We start from the raw sequence: 21,046 nt of genomic DNA, 5'->3' as shown, positions 1-21,046 counted from the left end.
AGGCCCCACCCGGGGCTGTCCGCCCCGGGACCCGGACCAGCGCAAGCGCTGGACTCGGGGTCGATGAACTGCGCGGTGCGCAGTTCATCGAACGGGTCAGGGTCAAGACCACCCACGACCCTGCCAGCCAACACGGCGTCTCGACAGGCAGCGCCCGTCGCCGCACGAGACGAACCTCCACGGTCTTGCCACCGGCCTGTGGGAAAAACTGCGCGTAGCGCAGTTTTTCCCCCCTGAGTCCAGGGCTTGCCCTGGTCCGGGTCGAGGGGCGGACAGCCCCCGCGGGGTCCGGGGCAGCGCCCCGGCGCGGCGGCTGCCAGACGAGACCAAAATCAGGCGAGCAGCGTCCGCAGACTCGCGATCGTCACCACGAGCTCCGTCGGATCCACGGGCTTCGGCACGTGCATCTGGAAGCCCGCGTTCAGCGCGCGGACGCGATCCTCGGGCCGCGTGTACGCCGTGAGCGCGATGGCCGGCACGGTCGCGATCCGATCCGGCGTGCGGCTTCGGATCTTACGGATGAGCGAGAGGCCGTCGTCGCCTGGCATCGCGAGGTCCGAGACGAGCACGTCGGGCACGAACTCGGACAGGATGCGTAACGCCTCGGCGGCGTCGGCGGCCGTCTTCACGGTCGCGCCTGCGATGTCGAGGATCTCGGAGAGGATCTCCCGCGCGTCGGGTTCGTCGTCGACGACCAGGACCGACAAACCCGCGAGCGCGCGCTTCTCGGCGCGGCGTTCGTCGGCCGGCGGGCCCGGCGCGGGGAGCGGGCGTGGCTTGGCGATCGGGAGCTTGACCGTGAACTTCGCGCCCGTGTCCGGGCCGTCGCTCTCGGCGCGCACCGTGCCGCCGTGCGCCTCGACGAGGTGACGCACGATCGAGAGGCCGAGGCCGAGGCCTCCCGAGGCGCGCGTGAGCGTGCCGTCGCCCTGGCGGAAGCGCTCGAAGATGTGCGGCAAGAGCTCGGCGCGGATGCCGCGGCCGCTGTCGGTGACCACGAGCACGGCCTCGTCGCCCGCGCGCGCGAGCCGCACGTCGATGCGCCCGCCCTTCGGCGTGAACTTGATGGCGTTCGAGAGCAGGTTCCACACGACCTGCTGGAGGCGGCTCGGGTCGCCGAAGATCGGGATGCCGCCCGGGTCGAAGACCGTGTGCAGGGTGATCTCGCGGTTCGTCGCGCCCGGCGTGACCGAATGGACCGCGGCCTCGACGACGGGCGCGAGCTCCAGGATCGACGGGTCGAGGCGGAGCTTGCCGGCCGTGATGCGCGAGGCGTCGAGCAGGTCGTCGATGAGCTTCGCTTGATGCACGGCGTTGCGCTCGATCGATTCGAGCGCGCGCGGCTGGTTGCCCTCGCGTACGGCGCCGGTGCGGAGCATGCGCGCCCAGCCGAGGATGGCGTTGAGCGGCGTGCGCAGCTCGTGCGAGACGACGCCGAGGAACTCGTCCTTCACGCGGCTCGCCTCCTGCGCCTCGTGGAAGAGGCGCGCGTTGTCGAGCGCGAGCGCGGCGCGCTGGCCGAGCTCCTCGGCGAGCGCGACGTCGGCCTGGGTGTACCGCATGCGCGTGGTGCCGAACGAGAGCACGCCGAGGGTGTGGCCCCGCGCGATGAGCGGCACGACGATCGACGACGTGGTGCCGATGTCGCGGAGGATCGCGAGGTGCTCCTCGTCGGCGGCGATGGCGCGGAAGGAGCTGTCGTCGACGACGCGCAGGAGCTTCGCCTTGCCCGAGTGCGCGGCCTCGGTGATCGGGTGGTTCGGGCCGAAGGGGTAACGCGTGTGCATGTCCCTGAGGAGCGCTTCCTTCTCGGGATCCTCGTGCAGGGCGTTCACGAACTGCGGGGTGCCGTCCTCGTCGAGGCTGCAGACGATGCAGTAGCCCGCGAAGTTCGGCACGGCGACGCGCGCGAGCGCCTCGGAGATGGCCGCCGGATCGAGCGAGGCGTTGAGCACGGCGCTCGCCTCGGCGAGCAGGGCGAGGCGCCTCCGCTCGACGTCGGCCTCGGCGCGGGCCTTGCGCTCGGCCTCGTAGAGGTAGGCGCGTTCGAGCGACTGCGTGCAGGTGCGGGCGAGGTGCAGGATGAACGCGTTGTCCTCGCTCGCGTGCTGGCTCGACCGGTGGTAGCGCAGCGAGAGGCCGCCGATGGCGCGATCCTCGACGACGAACGGTACGGCGGCGACGCAACACGGCGCGTCGGGCGTGCCGGTCGCGAGGTGCGGGTAGCGCGCGCGGAAGGTCTCCTCGTCGTCGAAGAAGAGCGGCGTCTGGTTGCGCACGGCGTCCGTGAGCGGCGAGGAGAAGGCGAGCGTCATCGAGTCGTAGCGGTCGAGCGTCTCGCGCGTGTGGCCGATGGCGCGGACGAGATCGAGGTGCTCGCCGTCGGCGGAGACGGTGGCGACGATGGCCTTGCAGCTCGGGAGCATGTCGCGCACGTGGTCGACGATGGTCTCGGCGACCTTGATGCGGCTCATCGTGTCGGAGAGCGCGGCCGTCATGCGCTGCAGGGCGACGAGGCGCATCGTCGCGAGCTCGGCGGCGGCGCGGGCGCGCTCGGTGGCCTCGTAGAGGCGCGCGCGCTCGATCGCCTGCGACGACTGGCGCGCGAGCGTGAGCAAGAACGAGCGGTCCTCGTGCGAGAGGACGCGGGGCTCGCGGAAGGAGAAGAGGATCACGCCCGTGGCCCGGTCGTCGACGAGGAGGGGCAAACAGGCGAGGGATCTCGGCGGGTCCCGGTCCTCCGGATCGACCTCGGCGAGGGCCCGCGCCTCGGCGACGGCGGCCTCGGATTCGAGCCAGAGCGGCTGCTTGCGGCGCACGGCCTCGGCGAGGGGACCTCCAGCATCCTCGGCGATGCGGGCGCCACGCGAGAGGGTGCGCGGGAGGATGCCGAGGGCGCCGATGATCTTGAGGCTCCCATCCTGCGTGCACCGCGCGAGCGCGGCGGCGCGGGCCTCGACGGCGACGAGGCCTTGTTGCAGCACGGCGTCGGCGACCTGCGCGGGCGTGAGGGCCGCGGCCAGGCTCGACGTGAGGGCTTGCAGGCGCGAGGTGCGGGCGGCGGCGCGCTCGGCGGCCTCGCGGGCGCGTTGCTCGGCCGCGTGCAGGCGCGCGTTGTCGATCGCGAGCGCGGCGCGCCGGGCGAGGTCCTGGGCGATCGCGAGATCGGCGTGGCCGTACCTCCGGCCCGAGTCGGCCGTGGCCAGCGTGAGCACGCCGATCGTGCGGCCCGAGGCGACGAGGGGCGCGCTGATGGACGAGATCGTGCCGAGCACGGCCACGGGCAAGAACGGGTGGCTGCGCGGGGTGGGGACGGCGTCGTTGCTCGGCGTGAGCAGGGGTTCGCCCCGGGCGAGCAGGCGCGGGCCGACGTCGGCAAACCACATGCCGCTGTCGCGCGGCAACGCCTGGGGCCGGAGCAGGTGCTCCTTGGCGGGGTCGACGTGCACGGCCTCGACGCGGTGCAGGCGTCCGTCTTCTTCGAGCAGGTCGATGACGCAGTAGTCGCAGAGCGTCGGCACGCTCAGCCGGGCCAGGTTCGCGAGTGTCGTGCGCAGATCGAGGGAACTCGCCAGGCGCTCGCCGGCTCGCGCCAGGAAGGCGAGTTGCTCCTCGGTAGGACCGGGCTCGCGCGCTCGGTGCTCGGTGCTTTTCATGGCGCTCCGTCAGTGCGCGGCGCTCCCCCCCACGCGGTGACGACTCCGGAGCGTACCTTCATTTTCGTCGTGATACGCGACAAAAAGGCCTCGTCGGAGAAAACGTGTCGCGTCTCGGTCCGTCTGCGACGTTCCTCCACGCGCATCACGCACGCAGGATTTGCGCGCGTGTGAGGCCGCATCGAATGCACGTGATGCGAGGCGCACGAAGCCTCACGTCGTGCGCGGTCGTGGGTGAGGAAAACGAAGCTTTGCGAAGGCTCGGGGGCTGGGACTAGAGTCCCTTCGCATGAGCACGCGACAGTCTCTTTTGCCTCGCGAGGTCTACGTCGTCGACGCCGTCCGCACGCCGATCGGCCGGTACGCCGGAGGGCTCGCGAGCGTGCGGCCCGACGACCTCGCGGCGCACGTCGTGTCGGCGCTGGCGAAGCGCAACGAGGCGCTCGCCCCGCGGCTCGATCACGTGGTGTTCGGTGCGACGAACCAGGCCGGCGAGGACAACCGCAACGTCGCGCGCATGGCGCTCCTCATCGCGGGCCTGCCCTACGAGGTGCCGGCCGTGACGGTGAACCGGCTCTGCGGCTCGGGCCTCGAAGCGGTCGCGGACGCGGCGCGGATGATCGCCGTGGGCGAGGCGTCCTGCGTGATCGCGGGCGGGGTCGAGAGCATGACGCGCGCGCCGTTCTCCATGCCGAAGCAGGCGAACGCCTTCGATCGCACGCCGCCGCCGGTCTACGACACGACGCTCGGCTGGCGGTACGAGAACCCGCGCATGAAGGCGCGCTTCCCGCTGATCTCGATGGGCGAGACGGCCGAGAACGTGGCCGAGAAGTACGGGATTTCCCGAGAGGATCAGGATCGCTTCGCGGTCGAGTCGCAACGCCGGGCAGCCGAGGCGTGGAAGGGCGGGGCGTTCGCGGCCGAGGTCGTGCCGGTGCCGATCCCGCAGAAGAAGGGCGATCCCGTGCTGTTCGACCGCGACGAGTCCGTGCGCGACGGCACGACGCTCGATGCGCTCGCGAAGCTGCCGGCGGTGTTCAAGAAGGGCGGCAGCGTGACGGCGGGCAACTCGTCGCCGATCAACGACGGCGCCTCGGGGCTCTTGCTCGCGTCGGCGGAGGTCGTTGCGCAGACGGGCGTGACGCCGCTCGCGCGCGTGCTCGGCAGCCAGACGGCCGGCGTGGATCCGAGCTTCATGGGCGAGGGGCCGATCCCCGCCGTGCGAAAGCTCCTCGGCCGCGCGGGCCTTCAGGCGTCGGACGTGGACCTCGTCGAGCTGAACGAGGCGTTCGCGGCGCAGGCGCTCGCGTGCGTGCGGACGCTCGAGATCGATCCGTCACGGGTCAACGTGAACGGCGGCGCGATCGCGCTCGGCCATCCGATCGGCTCGTCGGGCGCGCGGATCGCCTGCACGCTCGTGCACGCGATGAAGGCGCGCGAGAAGAGGCTCGGCCTCGCGTCGCTCTGCATCGGCGTGGGGCAAGGGATCGCGGCTCTGTTCGAGAAAGTCTGAGGGGGTCGGGGCCCAAAAGGCCCCAGGTAAAGGAAGAGGAAGAGACATGCAATTTCCGGCCATCAACGTGCCCGGCCAAGGGCAGCTCCACGCGCGGCTCGTCACGACGCTCGGCGACATCGTCATCCGGCTCGAGGAGGAGCGCGCGCCGAACACCGTGAAGAACTTCGTCGCCCTCGCGACCGGCACGCTCCCCTGGCGGGATCCGAAGACCAAGCAGACGCAGCAGGGCCCGCTCTACAACGGCGTCCGCTTCCACCGCGTCATCCCGAACTTCATGATCCAGTGCGGCGATCCGCTCACGCGGCACCCGGACATGGCGCCGAACTGGGGCCGGGGCGGGCCGGGGTACGAGTTCGCCGACGAGTTCCACCCGGACCTCAAGCACGACGGGCCAGGCGTGCTGTCGATGGCGAACAGCGGCCCGGGGACGAACGGGTCGCAGTGGTTCATCACGGAGCGGGCGACGCCGCACCTCGACCGCAGGCACTCGGTCTTCGGCCGGGTCGTGACCGGTCAGGACGTGGTCAACAAGATCGCGAACGTGCAGCGCGGGGCCGCGGATCGGCCGGTGCAGGACGTGGTGCTCGAGCGGGTGGAGATCTTCCGGCAGTAGCCGGAGCCGGCGAAGCGGCGCCGGGCCTCCGCGGAGACCCGGCGCGCGCGGGGGCTTCGATCAGGGCGCGCAGGTTTTGTTCGCGCCCGAGCCCATGCACATGTTGCTGATGCAATCGCTGTTCTGATTGCACTTCTCGCCGCCCTTCAGCTTGCACGCGCCGTTGCCGTCGCAGGCCATCGTCATCGTGCAGGCCACGGCGCCGTTCGCGTCCTCGGTGCCCTTGGGCGTGCTCACGCACGTGCCCAGGTTGCCCGCGACGTTGCACGCCTGGCAGGTGCCGGTGCAGGCGGTCTCGCAGCAGACGGCGTCGACGCAGAAGGCGCTCTTGCAATCGCCGTTCGCCGCGCACGTCTCGCCGGGGCACAGGCCACACTTGCCGCCGCAGTCGACGGCGGTCTCGTCGCCGTTCATCACGCCGTCGCTGCACGAGATGCACGTGTTGTCGGGCAGGCACGTGGGGTTTTCGCCCATGCAGTCGCCGTCCGCGATGCACGCGACGCACATCCCCGCGTCATTGCACACGCCGCCCTGGCAGGGGTCACCGGTGTTCGGCACGTGCATGGGCATGCCATTCACGCAGGCCGAGTCCGTGCAGGGGTTGCCGTCGCCGGGCGGCGTGTCGCCCTCGTCGACGACCTCCCTTTCACCGCCCATGCCGTCACACTCGAGGTCCTTGCAGTCGCCGTTCGTCGGGTCGGGCAGGCCCATGCCGTCGGGCGCGTCGTTCGCCTCGCACATGCCCTGAACGCAGCTCCAGTCACGGCAAGCGGTGTCCGCCGGGCAGTCGCCGGGGTTCTGGCAGGGCATGCCGCCCATGCCGCCCGAGCCGCCCATGCCGCCGACGCCGCCGACGCCGCCGACGCCGCCGACGCCGCCCATGCCGCCGACGCCGCCCATGCCACCCATGCCGCCGGGCCCGCTCATCGTGCTCGACGAGCTCGCTCCACCTCCGAGGCCACCGGTGCCGCCCGTGGGCTCGAACTGGTTGAAGTCTTGGGTACAGCCCACGTACGTGAGGCCCAGGGCCGAAAGAAGGGTTGCGGTCAAGATGGCGGAGCGCTTCACGGCATCACCTCGCTCGGGCGCGCTGGCCCGATTGGAAAGGATGCCCGAAGGTATCACGTCACGCGCAATCGCAGGAGACCGGCGAGCGCTCACACGGGCAAGGGTGTCTCGTCGTCCGGCCCACGATCCATGAGGCTTCGCGCCTCCACGAGGTGCGGCTCGACCTTCGATGCGCACCGCACGCGGGCAGCATGGAGCGCCGCGAGGACCGCACCTTTCGAGGCCGCGTCGAGGCCGCGCGCGCGAGAGAGCGTGACGATCGCGTGGTCGATGTCGTGGAGCTCCCCGAGGTGTCGCTGCATGCGCGTCGCGTGCTTGGCGAAGCGCGTCGCGGTGGCGCCGAGGTGCTCGGCGAAGAGCTCGGCGGTGTACCGCAGGCGCTTGTAACGAATGCGGAGCTCGTGCATCGCCTCGGTGTCGCCGACGTCCCGCATCGCCCACGTCACCACGTCGCGCGCGGCATGATCGAGGACGGCGTGACCGAGATCGACGGTGGACACGAGCCGCGGCGTGTCGCCGTCGAGGCGCGCGGCGAGCGCGTGGAAGGAGCGCTCGAGAGGCCGTATGTGCTTGCCGTTCGGCAAGGTCGGGGCGCGACGGGGAGGGCCGTCCCGGAGGAGGCGCGTCACATCGGCGTGTTCTTTCCGCACGGTGCGGTCGCGGCGGTTGAGCCAGGCGTCCACCTCGGCGCGCGTCTCGGGCGGCAGGTCGAGCGCGGCGAGCGTCTCGCGTAGGACCTCCTCGTCGCGGAGCATGCCCGTGGCCTGGGCGTGGTAGCGGATCTCGCCCTCGATCCGCGCGAGGCGCTTGCGCCGCCAGACCTCGCGCGCGACGCGGAGGATCGTCCGCATCCGCCGGAGCGCCACGCGGAAGTCGTGGAGCGCCTCCTCGTCGGTCGGGCCGCCCGGCGTTTGCGCGAGCGCGGACGCCGAGACGGCGAGCACCCGCGCCCGCGCCGCGCGCGCGTCCGCGATGAGCGCGTGGAGCGCCACGGCGAGGACTTCGTGGGCATGACTCGGTTCGTTCATATCCGGGAGAGCGCCACCACGACGATCGGCTTGCGTCCTGTTTTCGCCTCGATGACGCGTCGCGCGGCGAGTCGCACGACCTCGGTCATGCCCTCGTCGCTCGTCCGCGTCCGCCCGTCCGTGTCGGCGACCGCGCGCGACACGGCGGTCGCCGCCGCGCGCATCACCTCGGAGGCGCCTTCCTCTTGATCGACGACGCCGCGCTGCACGACACGCGGCGGGGCGGCGACCGCGCCGCGCCGGTCGAGCACGATCGACACCATCGCCACGCCCGATCGCCCGAGCTGCGCGCGCTCGCGGATCACCTCGTCGGGCAGCTCGTCGCCGCCGTACGTCGCGACCTTGCCGACGGTCACGCGCGCCGCCTTGGTGAGCGAAGGCCGTGCGCCGAGCTCGACCACCTCGCCGTTCTCGGCGACGAGCACGTCCGAGACGCCGACCTCGCGGGCGAGCGCGGCGTGCCGCACGAGGTGGTGCAAGGTCCCGTGCACGGGCACGAACGAGCGCGGCCGGCAGAGCTCGATCATGCGCGTCTGCTCCTCGCGATGGGCGTGCCCGCTCGCGTGCACGCCCCGGTCCGTGAGCCACGTCTTGAGGTCGATCCCCATGCGCAGGAAATCGCCCATCATCTCGAAGACCGGCCGGTCGTTGCCCGGGATGATGCGGCTCGACAGCACGACGACGTCGCCCGGGTCGAGCCGGAGCAAGGGGTGCGTGCCGGCCGCGAGGCGAACGAGCGCGCTCATGCGCTCGGCCTGCGTGCCGCTCGCGATGATGAGGACGCGGTCGCGCGGCATCGAGCCGAGGTGCTCGGGCGGCACGAGCAGATCACTCGGGAACTTGAGACGGCCGCAGATCTCGGCGGCGCGGACGTGGGCCTGCACGCTGCGACCGAGCAAGCAGATCCGCCGCCGCGTGGCCACGGCGACCTTCGCCAGCATGGCGAGGCGTTGCACGTTCGAGGCGAACATCCCGATGACGACGCGGGTTTTTACGCGCGTGATGATCTCCTCGAGCGTCTGGCCCACGGAGAGCTCGCTCGTCGAGCGGCCGGGCGAGTCGACGTTCGTGCTGTCGGAGAGCAGGAGCGAGACGCCCTCGTCGCCGAGCTCGGCGAGCCGTTCTTCGTCGGTCAGCTCGCCGTCGGGCGGCGTGGGGTCGAGCTTGAAGTCGCCCGTGTGCACCACGATGCCCGCGGACGTCCGGAACGCGAGGGCCACCGCGTCGACGATCGAGTGCGTGACGCGGATGGGCTCGAACGAGAACGAGCCGGCCTCGTACGTCTTGCGCGGCGCGACGGGGATGAGCTCGACCTCCTCGTCGCCGTAGCCGTGCTCGGCGAGCCTGTGCTTGACGAGCTCGAGCGCGTGGGCCGGTCCGTAGACCGGGACGTCCTCGTCGAGGTGCGCGAGCAGATAGGGCAGACCCCCGATGTGGTCCTCGTGCCCGTGGGTCAGCACGACGGCGCGCACGCGCTCCTTGTGCCCGATCACGTAGTCGAAGCGCGGGTGGTACGTGTCGATGCCGAGGTCGGTCGTCGGGAAGGTGACGCCGCAGTCGACGAGCACGACGTCGTCGCCTTGCTCGAGCGCCATGCAGTTCATCCCGATCTCGCCGAGCCCGCCGAGAGGGACGATACGCAGCGAGCCGCGCCCATCCGAAGGGCCACGCGGGTGAGGGGGGGACATACGGCTCTCGGGATCGTTCAACGAGGACAACAGCGCTCCTTGTCGCGTTCGAGCGCCGTCATCGGCCTGCTCGTCTCCGGAGCATAACGCGGCCGGGGCGGTATGGCGCCCTTCCCGAGGAGGGAACGGCCCGATCTACCGCCCACGCCTCCGAGGGTCTACGTTGCGCCCGCTGCTTCCCCAGCATCCAAAAGGCTCCCTTGCTGCGCTCCGTCCTCACGAACCTCCTCCTCCTCCTCGTGATGCCCCTCCGGCAGCTCCGGCGCGCGTTCGCCATCCCGAAGGGCGGCTACGTCGTGCTCGACCTCGACGGCCCCGTCGTCGACACGCTGCCCTCGAAGCCACGTGGGCTCGCCAGAATCCTGCGCCGCGTGCGCCCGCCGCTCTCGGTCACGCGGGTGCGCGAGCTCTGCGAGCTCATCGCCGGAGACGACCGAGCGGCGGGCCTCTTCGTCCGGCTCGACGGCCTTTCGGCCGGTCCGAGCGTGCTCGCCTCGCTGCGCAAGGTGTTCGCGAGCCTCGAGGAGGCGGGCAAGGAGGTCGTCTTCTACCTGCCGACGGGCGCGGACAACGACACGATGTACCTCGCGTCCGCCGGGAGCCGCGTCGTCGTCGGTCCGGAGACGCTCGTCGCGCCGATCGGCTACGCGGCGACGGGTCGGTACCTCCGGCGGGCCCTCGCCGAGATCGGGGTCGAGCCCGAAGTTTTTGCGCGCGGCACGTACAAGTCCGCCGCCGAGCCGCTCGTGCGCGACGCGATGAGCGAGGCGCAACGCGAGCAGCTCGGCGAGGTGCTCGGCGCGCGTCACGACGCGCTCGTCCGCGCGCTCGCGGAGCGGTGCGGCGGAGACGTGACGGTCGCGTCACGCTGGGTCGACGAGGCGCCCTACCGAGCGAGCCGCGCCGCCGAGCTCGGCCTCGTGGATGCCGTCGCCTACGAGGACGAGGTCGCGAAGCTGCTCGGCAAGGAGCCGGCCCCGACGGCGCGCTGGGTGTCGGCCGGCGACTACTTCGCAGCGCGTCGAACCCGCCGCTTCCGGCCGCTCTTGCCGCGGCCGGTCGTGGGCCTCGTCGAGGTGCACGGGCCCATCGTCTCGCGCAGCCGCTTCTCGCTCGGCAAGCTCGCCGTCGAGGACCGCATCGTCCGGGCGCTCCGCGCGGCGCGTAGCAACCGACGCATCGCGGCCGTCGTCTTGCACATCGATTCACCCGGCGGCAGCGCGGTCGCCTCGGATCGCATCCACCACGAGGTCGAGCTGCTCGCGAAGGAGAAGCCGGTCGTCGCGTACCTCTCGAACGTCGCGGCGAGCGGCGGCTACTACGTCGCGGCGGCGGCGCGCGTCATCATCGCCGAGCCCCAGGTCATCACGGGCTCCATCGGCGTCGTGTCGGCGCACTTCGTCCTGCGCGGGCTGCTCGAGAAGCTCGGCGTGTCGACGGACGTGGTCAAGCGAGGAGCGCGCGCCGATCTGTTCTCGCCCGTCCGGCCGCTCGAAGCGTCCGAGCGTGCGGTGCTCGAGTCCGAGGTCGACGCCTTCTACCGGACGTTCGTGGGCGTGGTCGCGCGCGGCCGAGGCCGGCCCTTCGAGGACATCGACAAGCTCGCGCAGGGCCGCATTTACAGCGGGACCGAGGCGCGGGCGCGTGGGCTCGTCGACGAGCTCGGGGGCTTCTCGGACGCGGTCGCTCGGGCGTCGGACTTCGCGGGGCTCGGGCCGCTCGAGCCTCGGCTCGTCACGCCGCCGCGGGGGGAGGGGCCGCCGCCGGCAGCGGCGTCCGTGGCTCGGACGGCGCTCTCGGTGCTCGGGGAACTGGGCCTCTCGCCGGTGGCCGAGCGTGCCTTGCTCGGCCTGAACCTCGCCGCGAGCGAGCGCGTTCTCGTCTACGAGCCGTGGGGTTCGGATGGACGAACCTGGCTGGAGCTCACGTGACGTTTCCCCAAGAGATCCCGCAAGATCTGCGCGTTCCATCCTTTTTCGTGGCGCGCGGTGGGAACGACGCTACGCACCGCGCAGCGGCGGCGGCGCCTGAACCGTCACGCTTTGCGTTGTCAATGCGTTGTTTCCTTACATTTGGCAGGTCCACACAATTCGACCGAATTGGAATCAGTGTGGGATGATAAACGGAATTTTCCTGCCAAGCGGGGCCACCGGAGGTTTGCCCGAGGCGCTCCATATCTCGGTCTTTGTTCAGAAAAACCAGGCTGAGCCGGGACAAATCCACAGGGGCGCAGCGGTTCATGTGGTTTGGTGTGCTGAACCCTCATCCTGATCTTGAGGGCTTGCCTGGACGCTAGGGGTTGGGGTACGACGGCGACCTGGACGCTGCCGGTGGGGTTTACCCGTCGGCAGCGGGGCCGCCCGCCGGGGTGAGTCGAGCCCGGCGCGGCAAACGAATTCGAATTACTCCTGAACAAAAGCAGAGGCAGTGCCGCGGGCCTGCCAATGCAGCGTCGCCACTGTACGATTCTCGGAGCGGTTCGTACGGGCAGGCGACGTTTTCCATCTTGGGAGACATGTAGATGGCGCAGCCGACGATCGGTGAGGAAGGCGGGAAGGTGGCGAAGTCGTCAGGGGAGGGCACGAAGCGCGCGGCCCGTACCTCGGACAAGCCCGGCAAGACCGCGGCGGCCGCGGCGGCCGGGGCGGCGGTCTCCGCGAAGGAGGCGAAGAAGGCGGCACGTACGCGTGGCCTCACCTTCGACCGGGTCTTCACGCACCGGGGCACGAACCCGCTCGACGAGGTCACCTGGGAGCGCCGCTCGAGCGTCATCAACAACCCCGACGGCTCCGTGGTCTTCAAGATGGAGGGGGCCGAGGTGCCGGCGGGCTGGTCGCAGCTCGCGACGGACATCGTCGTCTCCAAGTACTTCCGCAAAGCCGGCCTCCACGGGAAGAAGGAGCTCGGCGAGACCAGCGTGCGCCAGGTGGTCGAGCGCCTCGCCAAGACGATCCGCGAGGCGGGCGAGACCTTCGGCGGCTACTTCGCCAGCACCAAGGAGGCGGAGGTCTTCGAGGCGGAGCTCACCTTCCTCCTCGTGAACCAGTACGGCGCCTTCAACTCGCCCGTCTGGTTCAACTGCGGCCTCTACCACCGCTACGGCATCGTCGGGGCCGGCGGCAACTACGCCTGGACCGAGCAAAAGCAGCCCTTCGACCGCGAGGAGGGCGACGGCTCGATCGTCGAGCTCTCGAACGCGTACGAGCGGCCGCAGTGCTCGGCTTGCTTCATCCAGTCGATCAACGACGACCTGATGAGCATCTACGACCTCGTGAAGAGCGAGGCGCGGCTCTTCAAGTACGGGTCGGGCACGGGCACGAACTTCAGCACCATCCGCGGCAAGCAGGAGAAGCTCTCGGGCGGCGGGACGAGCTCGGGGCTCATGAGCTTCCTCGAGGTCTTCGACCGCGCAGCCGGGGCGACGAAGAGCGGCGGCACGACGCGCCGCGCCGCGAAGATGGTCTGCCTCGACATGGACCATCCCGAGATCGTCGACTTCATCCAGTGGAAGGTCCGCGAGGAGCGCAAGGCGCAGATGCTCATCGGCGCCGGCATGTCCGCGGACTTCAACGGCGAGGCCTACCACACGGTCAGCGGCCAGAACTCGAACAACTCGGTCCGCGTCACCGACGACTTCATGCGTGCGGTGTCCACCGGGGGCACTTGGGAGACGCGGGCTCGCACGACGGGCGAGGTCGTCGAGACCCTGAACGCGAAGGACCTCTGGCGTTTGGTCGCCGATGCGGCGTGGGCCTGCGCCGACCCCGGCGTCCAGTACGACTCGACCATCAACCGCTGGCACACCTGCCCGAACTCGGGCCGGATCAACGCGAGCAACCCGTGCTCCGAGTACATGTTCCTCGACGACACGGCTTGTAACCTCGCGAGCCTGAACCTCACGAAGTTCCTCCGCACCGACGGCACCTTCGACATCGAGGGCTTCCGCCACGCGACGCGTGTCTTCTTCGTGGCGCAGGAGATCCTCGTGGATTTCTCGTCCTACCCGACGAAGTCCATCGCGCGGAACTCGCACGACTACCGGCCGCTCGGGCTCGGGTACGCCAACCTCGGCACGCTGCTCATGCTCCTCGGCATCCCGTACGACTCGGACCAGGGGCGCGCGGTGGCCGGCGCCATCACGGCGATCATGTGCGGCCATGCGTACAAGGTCTCGGCCGAGATGGCCGGTTCACGCGGGCCGTTCCCGGGCTACGCGAAGAACCGCGAGCCGATGCTGCGGGTGATGGGTCTGCACCGCGACGCGGCGTACGCGATCGATCGGGAGAAGTGCCCGGAGCCGCTCTGGCGCGCGGCGTGCGCGGACTGGGACGAGGCGGTGCGCATCGGCCAGCAGAACGGCTACCGCAACGCGCAGGCGACGGTGCTCGCGCCGACCGGGACGATCGGCCTGCTCATGGACTGCGACACGACGGGCATCGAGCCCGACTTCGCGCTCGTGAAGTTCAAGAAGCTCGCGGGCGGCGGGTACTTCAAGATCGTGAACCAGTCGGTGCCGGAGGCTTTGCGCCGGCTCGGCTACAGCGAGCACGAGGTGCAGGAGATCGTCGCCTACGTCTCGGGCACGAACACGCTGCTCGCCGCGCCGAACGTGAATCGCGCGTCGCTCAAGCAGCGCGGCTTCACGAATGACGACCTCGCGAAGATCGAGGCGGCCATCCCGGGCGTCTTCGATCTCGGGCTCGCGTTCAGCCCGTGGGTGCTCGGCGAAGAGGCGTACGTGCGGCTCGGCATCACGCCCGAGCAGCGCCAGACGCCCGGCTTCTCGCTGCTCCGCGCGCTCGGGTTCTCGTCGTCGGAGATCGCCGAGGCGAACGAGGTCATCGTCGGTCGCATGACGGTCGAGGGCGCGCCGCACCTGCGCGAAGAGCACTACGCGGTGTTCGATTGCGCGAACCGGTGCGGGAAGATCGGCAAGCGGTTCCTCGCGCCGATGTCGCACGTGCGGATGATGGCGGCGGCGCAGCCGTTCCTTTCGGGTGCCATCTCGAAGACGGTGAACCTGCCGAACGAGGCGACGGTCGACGAGGTGCAGAAGATCTACGAGGAGGGCTGGCGCCTCGGCTTGAAGGCGGTCGCGCTTTACCGCGACGGCTGCAAGGCGTCGCAGCCGCTCTCGGCGTCGGGTGATTCGAAGGAGGAGAAGGCGGAGAAGGCCGAGGCGAAGGCCGCGGCTCCGGCCGAGGTCGTGGCGGCGACGCAGGCGCCTGCGGTCCCTGCGCTTCGCCCGACGGGTGCGCGGGTGCGACTGCCGAAGAAGCGCACGGGCTTCACGCAGGAGGCGACGGTCGGCGGGCACAAGATCTTCGTCCGCACCGGCGAGTATGTCGATGGCACGCTCGGCGAGATCTTCATCGACATGCACAAGGAGGGCGCGGCCTTCCGCTCGCTCATGAACTGCTTTGCCATGAGCGTTTCGGTGGGCCTGCAGTACGGCGTGCCGCTCGAGACCTTCGTCGATCAGTTCACGTTCACGCGCTTCGAGCCGCAGGGTGTGGTCGAGGGGCATGACTACGTGAAGCTGTCGACGTCGATCGTCGACTACATCTTCCGTATCCTCGGCATCGAGTACCTGCACCGGTACGACCTCGCGCATGTGCAGCCGCAGCCGGCGGCGACGATCCAGGATCCGGCGGAGACGCGGGCGCAGGAGAGCTCTTCGGCTGCGCCGGCGCTGCCTGCCGCGGCGCCTCGCGTCGAGGCGCAGGAGCGCGTCACGAGCGCGCTCGATGCGCAGCTCGAGGACATGATGGGCGACGCGCCGGTGTGCGACGGTTGCGGCCACATCACCGTCCGCAACGGCGCTTGCTACAAGTGCCTGAACTGCGGCAACAGCATGGGTTGCAGCTAAACCTCCGACTGCATCGACCGCATCGCGGTCGATGCACCCTCGGTCCAGGCCGTGCCTGGTCCGGGTCCAGGGGTGGACAACCCCTGGTCGGGCCCGGGGTGAAACCCCGGCGCCACGCCGCCTCGAAAGTAGCCGCCGCCCTGAAACACGGGTAAACGGCGTTCATGCTCACTTCCGCTCGCGCGTGCTCCGCCCTGCTCACGTTTGCTCTCGGCGCGTTGCTCTTCACCGGCTGCAAGAAGGAGGAAGAGGCGCCTCAGGCTGTTCCGATTCCTTCGGCGGCTCCTGCGCCGGTCAAGGCCACGGAAGATACGCCGCAGGCGGCGCAAGGGTCGGCGGCCGGCAGCGCTGCGCCGACCGAGGCTGCGCCTGCGCCGTCGGCTGCGGCCACGCCCACGGAGGCGCCGAAGCCCGTGGCGGCGCCTTCGATTGATGGGTGTTGCTCGGCTCTGCAGGCCCTCGCGAAGGATCCGAAGGCGAACACGACCGTCAAATCGAAGGCTGCTTCGGCGGCTGCGATGTGCGCCAGCACGTCGAAGCTCGTCAAGGAGGGCAAGGCGCCGCGCTCGACGGCGCTCACGCAGATCCGGGCCACGATGGCCGGGAATGCGCCTTCCGCTTGTAATTAGTTCGAGGACGAACGATCAGCCGAAGTGGTCGTAGCCGCGCTCCTCGAGAGGGATGCGCGTGCCGTTTTCCCGTTCGAGGGCGACGCCGCTCGTGTTGCCCTCGGCCGGGACCACCTTCCCGATTTGCTTGAAACCTGGAGGCAGCGCGCCCTCCGGCACCGTCACCACGACCGCGTAGTCCTCGCCGCCGTGTAGCGCGAGCGCGAGCGGATCCACGCCGAGGAGGGCTGAGGCTCGCGCGAGCTCGGCCGTCACGAGGGCCGCCGGGTCGAGCACCACGAGCACGCCGCTCGCTCGCGCCACGTGACCCACGTCCCGCGCGAGCCCGTCTGACACGTCGATCGCCGCGCTTGCCACGTCCCGCGCCGCGAGCCCTGCCGCGATGCGCGCGACGGGCCTCCGGTATGCGCGGACCGCCGGCGCTGCGTCCGCTTCCTCCGTGCGCCCTCGCTCGATCAGCACGAGCCCCGCTGCCGAGAGCCCGAGTGGCCCCGCCATCGCCACGACCTCCCCGGGCTTTGCGCCCGATCGGCCGAGCGGGCGCGGCGTCTCACCGAGCACGGTCGTCGTGATCGAGATCTCCCGCCCCCGCGCGAGGTTTCCGCCGATGATTTGGGTACCAACTTCCTTCGCTGCCTGGTGTTGTCCTTCTGCGATGGCGCGCAGGTCTTCGTCGGTGACGTACTCGGGAAGCACGAGGCCCGCGAGGATGCCGAGCGGCGAGGCGCCCATCGCTGCGAGGTCGCTCGAAGCGGCCATCGTCGCGCGGTAGCCGAGGTCGGCCATCGAGACGAGGTCACGCCGGAAGTGGATGCCTTCGACCTGTGCGTCGACGGTCCAGACGAGGGGCTCCTTGCCCGGTGCGATCACGGCTGCGTCGTCGCCGATGCCCACGACCGTCCGGCCCGAGCTTTCCGCGCCGAACACGCGCGCGAGCATCTCGATCCGCGCTCGCTCCGAGCTCCGAGCTGTCATGCCCCGACTTTACGCGAACCGCACCGAGATCGCCGCCTTCGAAGGCGGCGCCGACGGGCGCGACGCGGGCAAACGCACGACGAAGACGGCGCCCGTCGGCTCGTTGCCCTCGATGTGCACGGTGCCGTGGTGCGCCTCGACGAGCCGCTTCACGATCGAGAGCCCGAGCCCCGTGCCGCCGTGCTCGCGCGTCGACGACTGGTCCACCTGGTAAAACGGATCGAAGACCTTGTCGCGCTCGGCCTCCGGGATGCCGATGCCCGTGTCGGCCACGCGCACTTCGATCATCTGCCGGAGCGGCGCGAGCAGCACCATGCCGGGCTCGTCTCCGCCGGCGTCCGCCTCGGTCGCCATCTGCCGCGCCACGATCTGCACCGTGCCGCCCGGCGGCGTGAACTTGATGGCGTTCTCGCCGAGGTTCACGAACACCTGCCGGAGCCGCTCCGGATCGCCGAGCACGAGCGGCAGATCCCCGGGCGCGTCCACGGTGAGCGTCACGCCTTTCTTCGTGGCCACGGGCGCGACCGTCGAGGCGGCTTCGGCGAGCACCGCGCCGATCGCCACGTCGCTCCTTCGCATCATCACGGTGCCGCTCTCGAGCTTCGAGAGGTCGAGCAGGCTCATGATGAGCTTGAGGAGCTGATCACTCTTCGAGTGGATGATCTGCACGAAGTCGAGCTGCGGCCCCGTGAGCTCGCCGGCGATGCCGCCCACGAGCATCTCGCTGTAGCCGAGGATCGAGGTGAGCGGCGTCCGGAGCTCGTGCGAGATCGTGGCGAGGAAGTTCGACTTCAGCTTGTCGAGCTCCTGCTGCCGCTCGTAGGCCTGTTCGAGCGCCGCGTTTTTCTCGGACAGCTCGCGGTAGCTCTCGCGGATCGACGCGATGTGCATCTTCGACGTGAGCAGGGCCTTGTGCCCGCTCCAGAGGATCACGTCGAGCACGGCGACGAGGTGCTTCGAGACGATCTCGGCCGTCGCCTCGGTCGCGCGCGCCATGTGCGGCAAGAGCTCCGCCGCGCGCGCGGGGTCGACGCCCTCGATCGCGAGGAGCGTGTCGGGGACGGTGTCGACCGAAGGCGGGAGGTAGGGGCCGAGGATGGCGCGGCCGATGGTGCCGCCCTCGTATTCGATCGGGACGACGCGGTAACGCGCGCCGGTGAAGCAGCCGTGCGTCGTGCCCTCGCTCGACGTGACGCGGAGACGTTTGACCTCGGAGACGATGGCGCCGCACGCGCGGCGGCCCGCGGGCTCCTCGTTGATCATCGCGCAGAGCGGGGCCTCGCGCGACGAGCTCGCCAGGCTCACGCCCGAGTTCGAGACGATCCGCACGGGCATGCCGAAGACCTGCTCGATCGAGCCGACCATGCCGCGCATCGCCTCGCGGTCGACGAGGTCCTCGAGCCTGAGAGGTCCGAGTCCGAGGCCGAGCGCGTCGACGTCGGTCGAGCGCTCGTCGCTCAAGGAGCGCCTCCGGGCGCAGCGCCGGCCGCCCTGCCTCCCATGCGCGCGGCGATGAGCTCGCGGAACGGCGTGGTCACGCCGAGCTGCTGCGCCGCGGTCGATACGAGGTCGTCGCCGTCGATCGAGAGCTTGCGCGAGAGCTGGTGGCTCTGATCGAGCGACCGCCACGTGAGCCAGAGCAGGCAGACGAACGTCTCGACGACGCCGATCCCGCGCGTCGCGACCGCGCGGAAGACCGGCTCTTTCCCGCGCGCCGCGAGCCTCGCGAGCTCCTCGTCGCTGCGGATGTCCGGCAGATCCCGCTTGTTGAACTGGATCACGAGCGGCATCTTCGAGATCTCGATCCCGTTGTCGCGCAGGTTCTGGCGGAGATCGAGGAACGCGTCGGCGTTGCGTTGCGTCTCGGAGACGCGCGAGTCGGCGATGAGCGCGACGCCGTCGGCGCCTTGCAAGACGAGCCTGCGCGTCGCGGCGTGGATCGGCTGGCCGGGGACGGTGAAGAGCTTGATGCGGAGCGAGACGTCGCCGTCTTTCGAGCGGAACGTGAGCGGCAGGAGATCGAAGAAGAGCGTGCGGTCGTCCTGCGTCTCGAGCGTCATGAGCCGCCCGCGCGCGTCGGCGCCGGCGCGGCCGTGCAGAGCGACCAGGTTCGTGGTCTTTCCGCTCAGCGCAGGACCGTAATAGACGAGCTTGATCGAGATCTCGCGTGATGCGAAATCGAGCTGCACGCTCGCACTATCGCATGGGCCGAGGGCGCACGTCCCCCGGGATCGTCACTTCGCGGCCGCGTCCGTGCCCCAGAGCGAGCGGCGCATGGTTTCGAGCCGCTCGACCACGCCCGTGAGCTCCTTCGCTTCCGCGTCGCACGCCTGCGTCGCTGCCTCGACGGCCGGCGCCTTGCCCGCTCGCTCGGTGCGCGCGGCCTCCAGCACCTCGATGACCTCGCGGTGAAGCTCCTCGCCTGCGGTCACGACCCACTGGTCGAGCCGCTGCGCGAACTCCTGGATCATCTCGTCGAGCTTGGGGCCCACGCGCGCGGCGGCCTCGCGCAGCGCGTTCGGCGCGAGCTCCTTGGCGCGCTTCTTCGTCTCGGCCTCGACCTTGTCCTTCACGTAGACGGCGAGGACGGGCGAGGCGAGCAGGAGCAGGCCGCCGAGCAGGATGTTGGTGAACATCACGCCGATGCCCACGGTCATGAGCGCGAAGATGCCCACGTCGTAGCCGAGCGTGTCGACCTCCACGCTGGGCGAGCGGACGTCCGAGCCGAGCGCTTGCCCGACGCGCTTGGCCACGTCGTGCGCGTCCTCGCGGACGAGCGCGATCGTCTTCTCGGCCAGCGCTTCGAGCGCGTTCGCGATCTCCTTCGTCTCGGCCTGCGCCCAGTCGGCGAACGTCTTCTCGAGGAAGGGCCCGAGCCACACCTTGAGGTCGTCGGCGTCGTGGTTGTCCACGAGGTCCGGGATCTGCCGGGTCACGTCGTCGACGAAGTGCGCGAGATCGCGCTGCACCCAGGCGCGGATCGCGGCGACCTCCTCGCGGATGCCCGAGCGCCGCTCCTCGATCGTGCGCGACTGACCCGCGAGATCCTTCTCCAGGAGGTTGATGCGGCGCGCGAGCTCCTCGCTCGACATCTGCGCGGCGCGCCTGCGCGCGTCGATGCCCTTCACGAGCATGCGCGCGGCTTCGAGGCCCTCGCCGAGCGCGTTGTCGAGCAGGATGCGGCCTCGCTCCTCGGCGAGGAATTTCGTCAGGTGCGAGAGCAGCTCCGGCATGCCGCTCTCCTCGGGATGACCTTCGGCCGCGCGCTTCGCGCTCACCGCGAAGACCACGGGCGTGCGGATGAGCTTCGCGAGCTCGGTGCGGATGTACGCGAGCGCCTCTTCCTCCTCGTCGTCGCTCCAGATGTCCTTCTTGGTGACGACGAAGATGATCTTGTCGCGCGACTGGCCGAGCAGCTTCTCGTTGAGGAAGACGCGCTCGCTCTCCTTGAGCGGCTGGCCCGCGTCGATGAGGAAGAGCACGGCGTCCGAGCGCGGGATGTAGCTGTAGGTGATGTCCGCGCGCTGGAGCGAGAGGTCGTTCACGCCTGGCGTGTCGACGAGCACGATGCGCTCGCGGAGCAGCTCCGCCGGATAGAAGACCTCGAGGTGCTTCACCTCGCTCGTCGCGCTCTCGGAGCCTTTTTCCTGGCCGACGGCGAACTTGCGCACCTCCTCGAACGGCATCGTCGTGCGCTCGCCCGAGGCCCGCACGAGCTCCGCGCGAGGCTCGGACGCGTATTCGAGGTGGTGGATGACGGCCGTCGTCGGGGTCACGCCGACGGGCAGGACCTCGGCGCCGAGCAGCGCGTTCACGAAGGTCGTCTTGCCGTGGTTGAACTCGCCGACGACGACGAGGTGGAAGCGGTCGGCCGAAAGTTTGTCGACCACGTCGCTGCCGAGGCGGCGCGAGAGCGATCGCGCGCCGACGCGGCCGGCGATCGTGAGCAGCTCGCGTAGCGCTGTGGTGACTTCGACCTGTCTCGTGCGGAATGTCTCGAGCAT

13 protein-coding genes are annotated in these 21,046 nt (G+C 70.2%); 5 read left to right on the top strand and 8 right to left on the bottom strand.

Annotated elements, in window-relative coordinates; all coding sequences use genetic code 11:
* Positions 1-332: 332 nt before the first annotated feature.
* Positions 333-3,656: a GAF domain-containing protein gene (locus QHF84_RS18680; RefSeq protein WP_281314678.1), complete on the bottom strand. Its 3,324-nt coding sequence runs from the start codon at positions 3,654-3,656 to the stop codon at positions 333-335.
* A gap of 289 nt (positions 3,657-3,945) precedes the next feature.
* Here QHF84_RS18680 and QHF84_RS18675 point away from each other — a divergent pair, with 289 nt between their 5' ends.
* Positions 3,946-5,169 (top strand): acetyl-CoA C-acyltransferase, encoded by a 1,224-nt coding sequence (locus QHF84_RS18675; protein WP_281314677.1) that lies wholly within the window; start codon positions 3,946-3,948, stop codon positions 5,167-5,169.
* A 46-nt stretch (positions 5,170-5,215) separates the two neighbouring features.
* Positions 5,216-5,785: a peptidylprolyl isomerase gene (locus QHF84_RS18670; RefSeq protein ID WP_281314676.1), complete on the top strand. Its 570-nt coding sequence runs from the start codon at positions 5,216-5,218 to the stop codon at positions 5,783-5,785.
* Between the two features lie 60 nt (positions 5,786-5,845).
* Here the strand turns inward: QHF84_RS18670 and QHF84_RS18665 are convergent, their stop codons facing one another.
* The 3 genes from QHF84_RS18665 to QHF84_RS18655 all read right to left on the bottom strand — a co-directional run bounded on the left by QHF84_RS18665 (position 5,846) and on the right by QHF84_RS18655 (position 9,569).
* A complete protein-coding gene (locus QHF84_RS18665; RefSeq protein ID WP_281314675.1) occupies positions 5,846-6,853 on the bottom strand; it encodes a hypothetical protein in 1,008 nt (335 codons plus the stop codon).
* Between the two features lie 89 nt (positions 6,854-6,942).
* Positions 6,943-7,881: a CHAD domain-containing protein gene (locus tag QHF84_RS18660; protein ID WP_281314674.1), complete on the bottom strand. Its 939-nt coding sequence runs from the start codon at positions 7,879-7,881 to the stop codon at positions 6,943-6,945.
* Entirely contained in the window at positions 7,878-9,569 is a 1,692-nt protein-coding gene (locus QHF84_RS18655; protein WP_281314673.1) for a ribonuclease J, read from the bottom strand. Before QHF84_RS18655 ends, QHF84_RS18660 begins: the two co-directional genes overlap by 4 nt.
* A 200-nt stretch (positions 9,570-9,769) precedes the next feature.
* On the opposite strand from QHF84_RS18655, the gene sppA reads away from it, so the two are divergent.
* From sppA to QHF84_RS18640, 3 genes are all read left to right on the top strand, one after another.
* Positions 9,770-11,500 carry a signal peptide peptidase SppA gene (gene sppA, locus QHF84_RS18650; RefSeq protein ID WP_281314672.1) on the top strand — a complete coding sequence of 577 codons (1,731 nt, stop codon included), beginning with the start codon at positions 9,770-9,772 and terminating at the stop codon, positions 11,498-11,500.
* A gap of 590 nt (positions 11,501-12,090) precedes the next feature.
* Positions 12,091-15,438: a vitamin B12-dependent ribonucleotide reductase gene (locus QHF84_RS18645; protein WP_281314671.1), complete on the top strand. Its 3,348-nt coding sequence runs from the start codon at positions 12,091-12,093 to the stop codon at positions 15,436-15,438.
* Between the two features lie 164 nt (positions 15,439-15,602).
* Entirely contained in the window at positions 15,603-16,067 is a 465-nt protein-coding gene (locus QHF84_RS18640; RefSeq protein WP_281314670.1) for a hypothetical protein, read from the top strand.
* 15 nt (positions 16,068-16,082) lie between these two features.
* On the opposite strand, the gene thiL is transcribed toward QHF84_RS18640, so the two are convergent.
* Genes thiL through QHF84_RS18620 form a run of 4 tightly spaced genes read right to left on the bottom strand, consistent with a single transcriptional unit; the run spans position 16,083 to position 21,046 of the window.
* A complete protein-coding gene (gene thiL, locus QHF84_RS18635; RefSeq protein ID WP_281314669.1) occupies positions 16,083-17,042 on the bottom strand; it encodes a thiamine-phosphate kinase in 960 nt (319 codons plus the stop codon).
* Between the two features lie 9 nt (positions 17,043-17,051).
* Positions 17,052-18,503, bottom strand: a complete 1,452-nt coding sequence (locus QHF84_RS18630) for an ATP-binding protein (protein ID WP_281314668.1) — start codon at positions 18,501-18,503, stop codon at positions 17,052-17,054.
* Entirely contained in the window at positions 18,500-19,231 is a 732-nt protein-coding gene (locus tag QHF84_RS18625; protein WP_281314667.1) for a gliding motility protein, read from the bottom strand. Before QHF84_RS18625 ends, QHF84_RS18630 begins: the two co-directional genes overlap by 4 nt.
* 45 nt (positions 19,232-19,276) lie before the next feature.
* Positions 19,277-21,046 (bottom strand): dynamin family protein, encoded by a 1,770-nt coding sequence (locus tag QHF84_RS18620; protein WP_281314666.1) that lies wholly within the window; start codon positions 21,044-21,046, stop codon positions 19,277-19,279.

The organism is Polyangium sp. y55x31, assembly GCF_029946505.1.
GTDB lineage: Bacteria > Myxococcota_A > Polyangia > Polyangiales > Polyangiaceae > Polyangium.
The sequence above is the reverse complement of the archived record's forward strand: the minus strand, read 5'-3'. Positions and strand labels throughout refer to the sequence as shown.